At 72.1% G+C, this 13,464-nt stretch carries 15 protein-coding genes; 3 read left to right on the top strand and 12 right to left on the bottom strand.

Annotated features, from left to right (window positions below; genetic code table 11):
* Window positions 1-38: 38 nt before the first annotated feature.
* The 4 genes from BN344_RS02305 to BN344_RS02290 form a co-directional block, all read right to left on the bottom strand.
* Window positions 39-1,397 carry an acyltransferase family protein gene (locus tag BN344_RS02305; protein ID WP_051515468.1) on the bottom strand — a complete coding sequence of 453 codons (1,359 nt, stop codon included), beginning with the start codon at window positions 1,395-1,397 and terminating at the stop codon, window positions 39-41.
* A gap of 597 nt (window positions 1,398-1,994) precedes the next feature.
* Window positions 1,995-2,999 (bottom strand): TerC family protein, encoded by a 1,005-nt coding sequence (locus tag BN344_RS02300; RefSeq protein WP_040336841.1) that lies wholly within the window; start codon window positions 2,997-2,999, stop codon window positions 1,995-1,997.
* A 264-nt stretch (window positions 3,000-3,263) separates the two neighbouring features.
* A complete protein-coding gene (locus BN344_RS02295; RefSeq protein WP_051515467.1) occupies window positions 3,264-4,352 on the bottom strand; it encodes a baeRF3 domain-containing protein in 1,089 nt (362 codons plus the stop codon).
* Entirely contained in the window at window positions 4,349-4,771 is a 423-nt protein-coding gene (locus tag BN344_RS02290) for a hypothetical protein (protein ID WP_155858718.1), read from the bottom strand. Before BN344_RS02290 ends, BN344_RS02295 begins: the two co-directional genes overlap by 4 nt.
* A gap of 276 nt (window positions 4,772-5,047) precedes the next feature.
* Here BN344_RS02290 and BN344_RS20055 point away from each other — a divergent pair, with 276 nt between their 5' ends.
* From BN344_RS20055 to BN344_RS20045, 3 genes are read left to right on the top strand one after another with little or no spacing between them, the layout of a single operon-like run.
* Entirely contained in the window at window positions 5,048-5,533 is a 486-nt protein-coding gene (locus tag BN344_RS20055) for a hypothetical protein (protein WP_197022214.1), read from the top strand.
* Between the two features lie 28 nt (window positions 5,534-5,561).
* Window positions 5,562-5,897: an integrase catalytic domain-containing protein gene (locus BN344_RS20050; RefSeq protein WP_197022213.1), complete on the top strand. Its 336-nt coding sequence runs from the start codon at window positions 5,562-5,564 to the stop codon at window positions 5,895-5,897.
* 24 nt (window positions 5,898-5,921) lie between these two features.
* Window positions 5,922-6,227 carry a hypothetical protein gene (locus BN344_RS20045; RefSeq protein WP_197022212.1) on the top strand — a complete coding sequence of 102 codons (306 nt, stop codon included), beginning with the start codon at window positions 5,922-5,924 and terminating at the stop codon, window positions 6,225-6,227.
* A gap of 102 nt (window positions 6,228-6,329) precedes the next feature.
* On the opposite strand, the gene BN344_RS02280 is transcribed toward BN344_RS20045, so the two are convergent.
* From BN344_RS02280 to BN344_RS02245, 8 genes are read right to left on the bottom strand one after another with little or no spacing between them, the layout of a single operon-like run.
* A complete protein-coding gene (locus tag BN344_RS02280) occupies window positions 6,330-6,842 on the bottom strand; it encodes a Na+/H+ antiporter subunit E (RefSeq protein ID WP_166518173.1) in 513 nt (170 codons plus the stop codon).
* Window positions 6,839-8,548, bottom strand: a complete 1,710-nt coding sequence (locus tag BN344_RS02275; RefSeq protein ID WP_051515465.1) for a complex I subunit 5 family protein — start codon at window positions 8,546-8,548, stop codon at window positions 6,839-6,841. The genes BN344_RS02280 and BN344_RS02275 overlap by 4 nt, the downstream gene beginning before the upstream one ends.
* Window positions 8,545-10,047: a proton-conducting transporter transmembrane domain-containing protein gene (locus tag BN344_RS02270; protein WP_040336839.1), complete on the bottom strand. Its 1,503-nt coding sequence runs from the start codon at window positions 10,045-10,047 to the stop codon at window positions 8,545-8,547. The genes BN344_RS02275 and BN344_RS02270 overlap by 4 nt, the downstream gene beginning before the upstream one ends.
* Window positions 10,044-11,525 carry a complex I subunit 5 family protein gene (locus tag BN344_RS02265; protein ID WP_051515464.1) on the bottom strand — a complete coding sequence of 494 codons (1,482 nt, stop codon included), beginning with the start codon at window positions 11,523-11,525 and terminating at the stop codon, window positions 10,044-10,046. Before BN344_RS02265 ends, BN344_RS02270 begins: the two co-directional genes overlap by 4 nt.
* Window positions 11,522-11,839 carry a cation:proton antiporter subunit C gene (locus BN344_RS02260; protein WP_040336838.1) on the bottom strand — a complete coding sequence of 106 codons (318 nt, stop codon included), beginning with the start codon at window positions 11,837-11,839 and terminating at the stop codon, window positions 11,522-11,524. The genes BN344_RS02265 and BN344_RS02260 overlap by 4 nt, the downstream gene beginning before the upstream one ends.
* On the bottom strand, window positions 11,836-12,801 hold the full coding sequence (locus tag BN344_RS02255) for a hydrogenase subunit MbhD domain-containing protein (protein ID WP_081788313.1): 966 nt from the start codon (window positions 12,799-12,801) through the stop codon (window positions 11,836-11,838). Before BN344_RS02255 ends, BN344_RS02260 begins: the two co-directional genes overlap by 4 nt.
* Window positions 12,798-13,091 (bottom strand): cation:proton antiporter, encoded by a 294-nt coding sequence (locus BN344_RS02250; RefSeq protein WP_040336836.1) that lies wholly within the window; start codon window positions 13,089-13,091, stop codon window positions 12,798-12,800. Before BN344_RS02250 ends, BN344_RS02255 begins: the two co-directional genes overlap by 4 nt.
* A complete protein-coding gene (locus BN344_RS02245; RefSeq protein ID WP_051515463.1) occupies window positions 13,088-13,408 on the bottom strand; it encodes a monovalent cation/H+ antiporter complex subunit F in 321 nt (106 codons plus the stop codon). The genes BN344_RS02250 and BN344_RS02245 overlap by 4 nt, the downstream gene beginning before the upstream one ends.
* Between the last annotated feature and the right edge of the window lie 56 nt (window positions 13,409-13,464).

Here is a 13,464-nt window from a genome sequence, read left to right as displayed (position 1 = left end):
GCGCCGGTCGCCGGATGCCCCGGCGCCGCGTTACGACGCTACTGCATAGGTTCTCGTGAAACAACCTTCGCATTTCGTCCCGTGCGCACCGCAGCCCGGACGATTGCCAGGCCCGCTACATACAGCACCACGGTCGCGGCGACGGTGGCCGGCCGGGTGACGTGGTCGACACCGGCTGCGGTCAGCAGGGCCAGGCCGGCGCAGATCGACCCAGTGCCCAGCGCTGCGGCGCCGGCACGAAGCGGGGTGACCGCCGCCGCAGGGGGGCGACGCCGGCCGTTCGGTCGCTCGATGCGTCCAAGGGCGGCGACCAGGATCGCCAGGACGGCCGCGCACGCGAGCACCCACACGGGGCGCAGGGCGAACCAATCGACGGTCAGCGGCTCGGGTCTGGGAAGAATGCCGGTCAGGTACAGGGTCGGCGCTGCGACCAGCACCGGCACCATGTGCCACAGGTAGACGGTCAGCACGGTCGCGTTGACCGCGGCCGTCGCCGTCCACACCAGCGGCAGCTTGGCGAGCCGGGCCAGCGGGCCACGGATCAGCAGGACCAGTCCGGCCTGAGCGACGCCGTAGGCCAGCAGCGCCAGCGTGGGCGGCGCCGTGTTCTGGAACGCCTCACCCGGCACGCCCAGCATGGAGACCGGGTAGGGACCGAGCGCTACCAATCCGACAGCCAGCAGTCCACCCACGAGGAACATTGCGGCCGGCATGGAGCGCCAGGTCAGCAGTGTGCCGGATCGCCACGCCACGCCCAGCGCATAGAGGCACAGCCACACGAGCAGAAAGTTCAGTGCCCCTGCCAGCGCAATTCCGGAGGCCACCCGGATCCCGTCCGAGACCGCCACTGCCAGCGCCAGCGCCAGTGGCACCCGTAGCCCCCAGCGCTCGTGCGCGGTGACGAGCAGCGGGGTGGTGGCGACGACAGCGACGTAGACGGCCAGGAACCACAGCGAGATGGCCACCAACCAGGCAGCCGTGGCGACCAGGTCCGGATCGGCGACCAGCTGGCCGACGACGATACCGGTGAGCACGGCGGCCAGGAAGACCGTCGTCGGCCGCAACAGCCGGCGCAGCCGGTCCTCCAGCCAGCCCAGTGGCGGCCTGTCGCGGGCGCGGGCCGACTGCCAGGACGCCATGCCGGCGTACCCGCCGACGAGGAAGAAGAGCGGCATGACCTGCAGGAGCCACGACAACCACTCCGCCGGTGGCCACAGCCCCAGAGCGTTAGTTCCGCTCAGCTGCCCGTCGCGGATGACGATGACCACGGCCAGCCAGTGCCCGACGACCACGGTGAGGATCGCCGCCGCCCGCAGCAGGTCGACCACCCGGTCCCGGCTCTCCGGTGTCTGCGCCACGAGTGCCCGCAGCGAGGGGCGCGTCACGTCGTCCGCCATGTTCCACTCCTCGCGTCGCTGTGCAGCACTGTCTGACGGAGGCGGGCTCGCCCACCCTTGCTGGCGGCGATGCCGGGAAGGTGCCGGGCTCACGGGATCGCCAGCGGAGGTTACTCTCCGGCTCGGGCCCAAGAATAGCGAAAGCCAGTTCGTAAAACCAGGTCCGGATGGTGTGAGGCAACACGGAGGGCTGAACACCCGGGCACCCCGCTCAGCGGTGATCGCCGGTGTGCCCGCCGCTGAGGCCCAGATGGCGAGGAGTCATGGCGCGAGTGAGGTCAGTGGCGTCGTCGACCGGACGACTGTCTTCGCTGCTCAGTCGGTCGGCCCGCGCCGTTCGAGGGTTCGCTTTCCCCAACGGGAGCCTCTACGAGCCCCGCCCCCGGTCGAGCAAGGGCTTCCAGCGGCAGGTGTCGCCGGTTGCGCCCGACCGGGCGGTCGGGCCGTCCACCGGATGAGTCCGACTCTTACCGCGCTCTCGAGGTTTTCCGACCCGTTCGCCACGCTTGCCGAGGTGGTGTCGGTTTTGTTCGGGGCCCGCGCCCTGTTGCCCCTCACCAGCTTGTGGGACCGCGGTCGAGGAAGGTCGACCGCGGCCTACGAGCGGTGCTGGTCCTCGCGGGGGCGGGTTGCCCGCAGTGCACCGGCGTGTGCCTTGGCCTCCGGATCGCGGCGGGTCTTGGCCAGGCTGGCGACCGTGACCAGGGCGAGCGTGACGCCGATGACCATGAGGCTCACGGGGGTGGGGATCTCCGGCACCCGTTCGTCGATGTCGACGTGCGCCCAGTGCAGGATCAGCTTGACGCCGATGAAGGCGAGGATGAACGCCAGCCCGGCGGAGAGGTAGACCAGCCGGTCGAGCAGCCCCCTGACCAGGAAGAACAGCGCCCGCAGGCCGAGCAGGGCAAAGGCGTTGGCGGTGAAGACGATGTAGCTCTCCCGCGTCACCCCGAAGACCGCCGGTATCGAATCCAGTGCGAAAAGCAGGTCCACGCTGCCGATGGCGATCAGCACGATGAACAGCGGGGTGACCATCCGGCGACCCGCGACTCGGGCCAGCAGCTGGCCGCCGACGTAGTCCGGCGTCACGGGCAGCACCCGCCGGGCGGTCCGGACCAGCACGTTGCTCTCGATGTCCGGGTCCTCATCGCGGTGCCGGTACAGCTGCACCGCCGTCCAGATCAGCAGCGCGCCGAAGAGGAGGAACATGAAGGAGAACAACGAGATCAGCGTCGCACCCACGGCGATGAAGGCCGCGCGCATGATTAGCGCCAGCATGATGCCGAAGGTGAGCACCTTGTGTTGGTGCTCGTCGGGGACGGCGAACGTGGTCATGATGATCACGAAGACGAACAGGTTGTCCACCGACAGGCTCTTCTCGACGACGTAGCCGGCGAAGTACTGGGCGCCGAAGTCACCGCCGTACGACGCGGCCAGCCAGGCGCCGAACCCGAGAGCCAGCAGCACGTAGAACACCGACCACGCGGTGGCCTCCCGGAAGCCGACGCGGTGCGGTCTGGCCGCCGCGACGGCCAGGTCGACGGCCAGGAGTGCCACCACCGCCCCGACGGTCACTGCCCAGGTGAGCCCGGTGACGTCCATTTCTCGCCCACCTCTCCTCGCACCGGTATGCGTTCATGGCCGGCGGAGGGCACGAGCGTGCCTGCGGCCAGCGGGAACGGCGCGCCGACAGTAGCCGGGCAGGCGTCTACTCGGCGGGGGCGCTCATAGGGAGGCGTCGGCGTGTCGTCGCCGGGCCAGAACGAGGAGTCCGACAAGAGCCGAAAGCGAGCGCTGGGCCGTGGGTACGGTCACCCCGGCCCGGCCCGGCCCGGCCCGGCCCGGCTCAGGCCACGAGGCGTGCGGTCACCGGGTGGTCAGCACCACCCGGCCGTGCTTGGCCAGTCGGCCGTCGTCGACGAAGGCGACCCAGCCGCCGCGAAGGAGCACCGTCTCGATGAGCTCGTCGACGGCGTCGTCGACGACATCGGGATGGGTGGTGTCCTCGGCCGCGCTCAGGTGGTCGCCGGCGTCGCTGATTCGGGCCGGAAAGAAGTAGCCTTCTTCCACCGCCAGCATCTCGGGGCGTTCCCGACGGGCGGCGAGCCAGGCGGCGGAGAGGCCTTCGACCACCTTGTCGTCGGGCCGCCTGCGCTCGACCAGCTGGAGCGCTTCGTCCTGCCGGGACAGCAGGTACCGCTCGAGCGCGCCGCGGATGCGGGGAGCCAGATGGGCCGACGGGATCGAGGGGAAGCTGCAGGTGATGGTGCCGGCCAGTCGGCCGGTGTTGAGAGAGATCCGGCGGAACTCGGCGACGGTCTGCTGGGCGCCGACCAGGACCAGCGGCGCAGGGTGCAGCCGCAGGTAGATGCCCAAGGCCCGGTCGGCGATGCGCAGGAAAGCAGTCACCTGTGCCCTATTGGCGTCGCGGTTCTCCGGCATAGTCAGCGGAAAGCCCGACCGCGCCGGTGGCACCAGGTGGTCGTCGACACCTTCGAACAGACGGGCCTCCCGTTCGGTAAGAACCAGGACGGCGTGTCGCGGAGTGCGGTGGAGACCGCGGACCAGGTCTCTGGTGGCGAAGGCCGGGTCGACGACCGCGCGGTCGGTCACCGGCACCGAGAGGTGCACGATCTTCTGCATTCCCGCGTTTACGAACACGCCGATGGCCTGCTCGGTCGGTCCGGAGGTTGCCCGAGCCAACGCCTTGCCCAGTTCGTCCAGCACGACGGTGCTCTGCGGCGAGTCCTCCGCCCGGAGCCGGTCGGCGGCCTCCTCGGCGAGCCCGTGCAATGTGCGTGCATCCTGGGCCGTCATCCGCGTGCCCGGTGCTGTGGTCGCCAGCAGGGACACCGACGGGTAGCTGCGTACCGCCTGCAGCAGCAGCACCGTCTCGGGGGTCGGGCCGGCGGCGCGCCGGTAGGTGCGCAGCGGCCCTCGGGCTCCAGCGGTCACTGGGCCCACCGGCCCAGCGGTCGCGCATCGTACCGCCAGGCCAGCTCGTCGACCGCGTGCTCGAGTACCTCGTGGCGCCGGCGACCACGCAGCCCGCTGACGAAGTGCACGTCGATCGTCCAGCCGACGCCGGAGTTGGCCGCAGCGGCGCGGGCGCGCCGCCGCAACTCGACGACCTCGTGTGCGGTGTGCTCGAGCAGGGCGGCATTCAGTGCACCTTCTAGCGTCTCTGGTGGCTCCGGCCTGATCAGTGCGATGTGCAGCTCGACGTGGTCGTCTCGGGCGGCCGCCAGGGCTGCCGGAAGGACCTCGACGAGGTCGTCGCGATCGAGGATGACGGCGAGCACCCGGTAGGTCAGGCCCGTAGTTGCAGGTGTGCTGGAGTCGTGGACCGGGAGGGGTGCGGGAAGGGAGGACACCGTGGGAGCTCCTGGGTTGGTTCGAGGTCTCCCCAGTTCCCGCTGGAACTGCTGCACCCGGGCCCGGAGGGGCCGTGACTGTCGGATGATGGCGCCGCGGAGGCGGCGGGTACTCTCCTCGTGCGAAAAATGTTACGCGAAAGATTAGTCGGCACGCAAGGGGTCGCGTTGACTCACCAAAGATGCGCGCGTAGGTGGGGTCGTTGACTCATCGAGATGTGCGCGCGTGGAGCGCGCCTGCCGGGCGGGGCCCTGGCCCGCCGGTAGGCCCCGGTGATGGGACTGACGATGGGCCAGCGGCAGGCAGTGACCAGGGCCATCGCGACTCGGTATCGGCGGGCGAGCAGGGCGGAGAAGGGCGCGCTCCTCGACGAGTTGTGCGCGACGACGGGCTGGCACCGCAACCACGCGCGCAAGGCGTTGGCCTCGGCGCTGATGCCGAAGGTGGTGCGCGTCCGGCAGCCACGGGCCCCGAAGTACGGGACCGACGTCGTGCTGGCGCTGCGGTTTTGCTGGGCGGTGCTGGGCGCGCCGACGGGCAAGCGGCTGGCCCCGGTGATGGGCGAGCTGGTGCCCACCTTGCGGCGGTTCGGCGAGCTCGACGTCAGTGACGAGTTGGCTGCGGCGCTGATGGTGATGTCGCCGGCCACGATGGACCGGCGGCTGGCCGAGTACCGGGCCGCGCTAGACCTGCGGGGGCGTAGTCACACCAAGCCCGGGTCGCTGCTGAAGGACTCGATCCCGATCCGCACCTGGGCGTAGGGATTACGCCGTACCGGGGTTCGTGGAGATGGACCTGGTCGGCCATGAGGGCGGCAACGCCGTTGGCGACCACGCCTACACGCTGACGGTGACCGACATCGCCACCGGCTGGACGGAGAACCGGTCGGTGCCCAACAAGGCCCGCAAGTGTGTGATCGCCGCACTGGAAGAAGTCGCGAAGATCATGCCGTTCCCGCTGCCGGGCGTGGACTCTGACAACGGCAGCGAGTTCATCAACCATCACCTGCTCGTCTGGTGCGAGCAGCGCAGCATCACCTTCACCCGGTCCCGTCCGGGCAGCTCCAACGACGGCGCGCACGTGGAGCAGAAGAACTGGGCGGTGGTGCGCACCGTGGTCGGCTAACACCGCTACGACACCCCCGCCGAGTTGCGGCTGCTGAACAAGATCTGGGTGCTGCAGTCGCAGAAGACCTACTACTTTCTGGCCCAGCAGAAGCTGATCTCCAAGGTCCGCGACGGCGCGAAGGTCACCAAGCGCTACGACCGCCCGACCACGCCACACCGCCGGGCCCAGCGCCATGACGCAGTCACCGCCGAGGACAAGACGATCATGAAAGACACCCACGTCGGTCTGAACCCGGCCGCGATCCAGCGCCAGATCCAGGCCCTCACCGCCGAGCTACTCACCCTGACCACCAGCAAGGCCCGCGCCGCGGCCAAGCCCCAAGTGTAGGCCCTCTCCACGCGCGCATCCGCTCACGAGTCAACGAAGGCCGCTACGCGCGCATCTTGACATGAGTCACCAGGGAGTGGGGATGCTTCCGCGTGCGACGGTCTACCGTTCCAGCGCGGTCGAGCGATTGCTGACGAGAGCGGCCAGCCGCCGCTCGGTCGCCGCGAGGTCGGCGAGATCGAGCCGGTCGCGGTCGAGGACGTGGACCAGCAGCGCGTCGTCGTCGATGCGGAGCACGAGCGTTCCGGGGAGCACGCTGATCACGTCGGCCAGCAGGATCGCCAGGTCGGGGCGGTCGGGGTGCCGTAGTCGGTGGACCACCACCACCGATTCGACCGGAGGCCCGGGTCGCAGCGCGCGCGCGGCGACGCGGCTGCCCTCGCGGACGCAGGCGAGGAGGAACCAGCCCAGCGCGCCGGCGAGTCGCAGCGGGTGTGCCGGGCGGCGCGGATGCGGTGGCGACACCCACAGGCTGGCGGCCGTGGCGGTCGCGACGACCAGGACCGCCAGCTCCGGGCCGACCAGCGTGCTGCTCTCGCTCACGATCCACCACAGCGCCGCCAGGGCGACGCCACGGCCCACGGACTCGGCCACCCACCACACCGGCGCGGTCACCACAGCAGCACCCCCGCGAGCACCACCAGGACGACCACGGCGAGCGGCCCCACCGACTGCCAGCCCGGCAGGCGCAGGAGCTCTGCGGCTCCCCCGGGCCACCGGGACGCGGCGTGTCCGGCGATGGTGACGACGGCCTGGACCGCTCGCCCCGGCAGGCGGCCGGCCTCGTCCAGGGCACGCAGCGCCCCCACCGCAGCGGGCTCCAGGACGACGACGACGTCACCGGCCGGCGGCCGCGCTGACCGGCGCAGCGGCCACCGGGCGGCCCCACGCACCGCCAGTACCACTAGAACGAGGCCGAGCAGCACCGGCCAGACCCCCGCCCACACGCTGGCCACGGTCGTGGACACGTCCACCGCCGGGCCCGCCGCGGTCAGCGCCCATACCCCGGCCGGACCGGCCAGGAGCAGGACGAGCCATCCGCTCTGCAGGACGCTCCACGGTCGCGGGACACTGTCGCCGGCGGCCAGGGCGAGCCAGAACCGGGCCATCAGCAATACGGTGCCGGCGGCTCCGAGGGACAACACGACCTCGGACACTCCCGCCGCGGCAGCCAGATCCTTCAGGCCGTACTTGGCCACGAAGCCGTTGAGCGGTGGAAGGCCGGCGAGTGCGAACCCGGCCACGCCCGCCCCGCCGAGCGCGATCCATCGCCGGGCGCCCGGCGCAGCAGCCTGGACGACCGGTATGGAGAGGAACAGCGCCGCCTTGGCCGTGCCGTGAGCAACCGCGTAGACGACGGCCACGGTGACCGCGGCGGCCCCGACCGACGCCTCGCGCAGCCCGGCCCCCACTGTTACCGCCAGATAGCCCATCTGGCTGACCGTCGAGTAGGCGAGCTGGACCTTCGGCTCGTCCTGCAGAAGGCCGAGGGCGACCGCACCGAAGATGCCGACCAGCCCGAGCGCCACGAGCCAGGAGCCCAGCTCGGGCAGGCTGTGTGTTCCGATCGGCAGCAGATGCAGCCACCCCACCAGGCCGGCCTTCACCATTGCCCCGGACAGGACCGCGCTGGCGGGCACCGGCGCGGCCGGGTGGGCCACGGGCAGCCAGCCGTGCAGCGGCACCAATCCCGCCTTGACGCCGAGGCCGGCCACGACAAGCGCCGCCGCCGGCAGATTCGCCCTGTCGCCCAGCGCCTCGCGGACCGCTGCCATATCGGTTCCGGCGGCCGCCGCCGCGGCCATCAGTCCGCTGAGCAACAACACCTCGCCGACGAGGGCCAATCCGAGGTAGACGCGGCCGGCGCGCATCGCCCGGTCGGTCCGGAAGTGCACGACCAGCCCGTAGGCGGTCAGCGACATGACGGCGAAGCCGACGTAGAAGGTGACGATGTCGGCGGCGATGAGCAGGGTGACGTTACCGGTGTAGGCCACCAGGAACACCGCGAGAAAGGCCGGCAGCCGCCGGTCCCCGGCCCGCTCCGCCGGCGACACGGCCAGCGCCACCGCGTAGAGCAGGGCCGTCACGCCGAGCAGCGGCCGGGAGACGTCGTCCAGATCCAGCCTCACGCCGAGCAGCAGCCAGGGGACGGAGAGGCCGTCCGCCGGCCCGGCGAGGGCCAGCAGCCCGGCCGGCAGGCAGGCCAAGGGTGACCACCGCACGGCCGCGGCCCGCGTCACCGCCGGCAGCAGGAGAGCGGCCAGGGCCAAGGGCGCGGCGAGCGCGGCCACCCACAGCCAGGTCGTCCACAGCGAGGTCATCCGCCACCCCGCTCGGCGATCTCCCTTGCCAGCGCCAGCGGGCTCCACCACGCCCCGGCGAAGAGCCCCGCGGCCAGCGAGGCGACCGCGGACACGACCAGCGGAATCACGAGCAGCCACGAGCCCTCACGGCGGGGTCGGGGCCGCCCCGCCCAGGCCACCCCGGCCTCCGGTGGGCGCCACCAGGCCGCGACGACGATCGGGAGGAAGTAGGCCGCGTTGAGCAGCGTGCTCACGACCAGCACGCCGATCACCCACGGCTGGCCGGCCGAGAGCGCGCCCACACCGAGGTAGTACTTGGTCACGAACCCCGCCACCGGCGGCACGCCGATCATCCCCAGCGCGCCGACGGTGAAGGCTGCCATGGTCATCGGCATCCGCCGGCCCACCCCGCGCAGCTCGGAGACCCGGTGCAGGCCGAGGGTCTCGGCGAGGGCCCCCGCGCAGAAGAACAGGGTGATCTTCATCAGGCCCTGGTGCACGAGATGAGCGACCGCCGCAGTCGTGCTCACCGCGCCCACCAGCGCCATGCCCAGCACGATGTAGGACACCTGGCTGACGGTGGAGTAGGCCAGCCGGCGCTTGAGGTCGTCCTGGGTCAGGGCCCGGACCGACCCGTAGACGATCGTGATCCCTGCCATCACCCCCAGGGGCAGGAGCACGCCCAGGCGGTCGGCCACGGCCGGGCCGTAGACATCGTGGACCACCCGGACGATGCCGAACGCGCCGGCCTTCACCACCGCGACCGCGTGGAGGAGAGCGCTCACGGGGGCCGGCGCCACCATGGCCCGGGGCAGCCAGCCGTGCAACGGGAAGACCGCCGCCTTCACCGCGAAGCCGCCGACGAGCAACAGGAACACGACCTGCATGACCAGCGGCTCCGAGGCGGCCAGCGCGGCCACGGCGGCGGTGCCGCCGGGCTCGAAGGTGCCGCCGGCCCCGAGAGCGGTCAGCCACGCCACCCCGACCAGCAGCACGGCGCCGCCGCCGATCGTGTACCGGAGGTACGTCCGCGCCCCCGCCAAGGCCTGCGGGGTGCCACGGTGCGCCACCAGCGGATAGGTGACCACCGTGAGGAGCTCGTAGAAGATCAGGAGCGTCACCAGGTTGCCGGCCAGGGAGATGCCGACCGTGCTCGTCACGCAGAGGCAGAAGAACCCGAAGAACCGACTGCGGTGCGGGGAGTCCTCCAGGTAACCGATCGCGTACACCGTGGTGAGCAGCCACAGGGCCGCCGACAAGGCGATGAACAGCAGGGACAGCTCGTCGAACCGCAGGACCAGCTCGACCCCGGGCGCCAGCGGTGAGGTCCAGGCGAACTGCGCACCGCCGAGCACCGGCTCGAAGACCGCGACCACGATCGCGACCTTCAGCGTCGCGCCGACCAGGTTGACCACGGTCCGCGCGCGGTGCCGCTCCTCACCGAGCGGAAAGATGACCAGCGCGGTGACCAGCGACGTGGCGAGCAGGGCCAGCGGTACCAACCCGCCGAAGGTCACCGATCCGCTCCGCTGCCGGTCATCGACGCCGCGGCCGTCGACGGGGTGGACTCGGCGATGCGATCGGGCACGCCGGCACCGGTCAGACCGAGTACCACGACGAGCGCGGCGAGGACGACCGCCGGCACCTCACGGCTCCACGTCGCCGGGCGGGCGCCGTGCGGAGCGTCGGTGGGGCTGAGGTCGAAAGTCAGCCCGACGACGCGCATCACGTAGGCGGCGGAGATCAGCCCGCCGACGACGACCGGCACGGCCCAGTACCAGCGGCCCGTCTGCACGCTGGACTCCAGCAGCAGGAACTTTCCGGTGAAACCGAGGCTGGGTGGCAGGCCGGCGAGGCTCAGACCGGCGAGGGCAAACGCCGCCACTGCCACGGGCTGTCGCGCGCTGGCCCCCGCCATGGTCAAGAGCCGATCACTGCCGTGACCGGCCGCCAGCGCACCCGCGGCCAGGAACATCGCCGCCTTGGCCAGGCCGTGGGCCACCAGGAGGGTGAGCGCTCCTGTCCAGGCCGTGCGTAACCCGCCGGGGTCAGCGTCGCCGACGGATGTGGCCAGGGGAAAGATCAGGAACAGCTGCCCGATCTGGGCGATCGTGGAGTAGGCCACCACGAGCTTGAGCCGCTCCTGCCGCCACGCCATCCACGCGCCCCACACCGTGGCCAGCGCGCCGAACCCGCCGAGCAGCCCGGCCGCGGTGACCCCACCGGTTCCGGGGAGCAGCGTGAACCAGACCTTCACCAGGACGAACAGCGCGCCCTTGACCACCAACGCGGACAGCACCGGGCTGACCGGCGCCGGAGCGCCGCCGTGGGCGTCGGGCAGCCAGCCGTGCAGCGGCAGCAGCGCGCACTTGAGCATCATGCCGACGGTCACCAGGGCCAGCGCCACAGCCGCGACCGGAGCCGACCCGGCCGTCTCCGACAGCGTGGCGAAAGCCAGCGTTCCCCGGTCGGCGTAGAGCAGGGCGACCGCCAGCAGGTAGAGCAGGGACCCGAGAACCGCGACGAACAGATAGCTAAGGGCGGCCCGCAGCGCGACGCCGCCAGCCAGCGCGACGAGCCCGACCGCAGACAGCGCGAGCACCTCGAAGCCGACGTAGAGGGTGAAGGCGTCGGCCGCGACGTAGATGACGTTGAGCGCGACCCACACCCCGAACCACAGCGGCCAGAAGGCCCCCGTCCGCCGCTCGGCGATCGCGTAGGCGGTCACGGCCAGGCCGACGACCGCGGTCATGCCCAGCAGCACGGCGGACAGCCCGTCCACGGCCAGGGGAATGCCCAGCGGCACCTCCCACCCGCCGAGCTGCTCGGTGGGCATCGCCGTGGGCCGCGGAGCAAGGACGACCGCGCCGACCGCCGCGGCGGTGGCGACGGCGCCACCGGCCGCGACGGTCCGCTCCGCGCGCCGGGTCTGGAGCACGGTGGTGAGCAGGAGCGCGGCGAGCGGCACCGCCACGACCAGGCTCGGGGCGATCACGGGGCAGGCCCCGGGCTCCGTGGGGGCGCGTCGGGTTGCCGCTCGAGGGCCTCGACCCGCTGCACCAGGGCGAGCGCGATCGCGGTGATGCTGACCGTCACCACGATGCCGGTGAGCACCAGGGCGTGCGGTATCGGGTCGGGGTTCTCGGGGTCGGTACGCCAGGCGAGGCCGGCGAGCACCACGAACACGCCGGTGCCCATGACGTTCACCGCGACGACCCGCCGTACCAGGTCACCGATTGCGACCAGACCCACCAGCCCCACGATCGTGAGGACACCGCCGGTCGCGACGAACAGGACGGCCCGGGTCACCGGAGCGCGCCGTGCGGGCCGGGAGCCAGGGCGAGGTAGAACGCGGCGAGGGTGACCCCGACCGACACGGCGATCGAGGACTCGATGGTGACGATGGCGACGGTTGCGTGGTTGCCGTAATCCAGCAGCGCCCCGCCGGTGAGCAGGCCGACGATCCCCACGGCGAGGAACACCGTTGCGCCCAGGGCGAGGCCGGACGGAAGGACCCGTGGCCCCAGCACGGGGGGCTGCCGTCCGGTGAGCACGAGCAGCAGCAGCAGGCCCCCGAGCACCGCTCCGCCATGGAAGGCGCCTCCCGGCGCGTACGTGCCGATGTACAGCACCCAGCCGGCGACGACGATCCCAGCCGGCACCGCGGCCCGCACCAGGAACGACAACGGAGCCGCCGCGGCCGGTGGCACGGGCGCCAGGCCGGCCTGCGGTGTCGGGGCGAGCGCCAGGCACGCCACGGCCGCGACCAGCACGACCACCACCTCCAGGAGCGTGTCGAACCCCCGGAAGGCCAGCAGCACGGCGGTCACCGGATGCTCCACGCCGCTGTCGGGCACCCGCTCCGTGACCAGGGCGGACAGCCTCGTACGGGGCGGTACGGACAGCACGGCGGCCAGCGCGACGCCCAGCACGGCGGCCGAGGTCACCGCCCCAGCCACGACCGCGGCGACTCGCGGAGGCCCAGAGCGGACCCGGCTGCGCGGCGACGTCCTCGCCGCGGCCTCTCCGGCGGCTGCCGACACCGTCCGGAGCAGCAGCGCGCCGGTCGCCGCCGCTCCGATGGCGACCTCGGCCATGGCGAGATCCGGAGCGGCCAACCGCGCGTAGATCAACCCCACCACCACGCCGAAGCCGATGAACAACCCGACGGCGGGGAAGCGGCCCCGCGCCAGCAGCGAGGACGCGGCCAGCGCGACGGCGGCGACCGCGAGCACGCCGTCGAGAAGCGTCCCCACTGAGCCGTCGCTCATCGAGCGCCGCGGGAGTCGACCCGATCGCGGGCGCGGCCGGCCACCAGCTGGGCGGTGGTCGCCGACGTGGCCAGGACGACCACCCAGATCAGGCCGAGTTTGAGCGCGGCCGCTACCGAGTCCGCCCGCAGCGCCAGGCCGGTCAGGACCAGCCCGAGGCCGAGGTTCTCCGCGGTGGTCAGCGCGTGCAGGCGGGCGGTGGCGTCCGGAAAGCGCAGCAGGCCCACCGCGGCCGCGGCCACGACGAGCCCGCCACCCAGGAGCAGGGCGACGGAGAGGACCGGGATCACCCGCCACCTGCCTCGTCGTGCCCGCCGGTCGCTGCCGGGCCCTCCGCCGCGGCAGTCGCGACGCCGTCCCGGCGTTCCCGCGCGGCGAAGGCCGCGGACAGCACGCACGACAGCAGCACCAGCACGAGGGCCGCGTCCCGGTAGGCCCGCTCGCCGGCCACGTCGGCGAGCACCGCCAGCGTCGCGCCGCCTCCGGTGCTCAGCAGGTACACCCCGGCGATCCGGTCGGTGTCGGTGGGGCCGCGGACGACCCGGACCACGGCGACCGCCGTGCTGGCGAACAGGAGGACCGCGGCGGCAAGAACGGCGGACTCCACGCCGCGCATCCTCGCGCGCTCGCGCTTGCTCCGGCAAGGGGGACTGCCGCTAGGGT

The sequence above is a fragment of the Candidatus Blastococcus massiliensis AP3 genome (genome assembly GCF_000582785.1).
In the GTDB taxonomy this organism is placed as follows: domain Bacteria; phylum Actinomycetota; class Actinomycetes; order Mycobacteriales; family Geodermatophilaceae; genus Blastococcus; species Blastococcus massiliensis.
The sequence above is the reverse complement of the archived record's forward strand: the minus strand, read 5'-3'. Positions and strand labels throughout refer to the sequence as shown.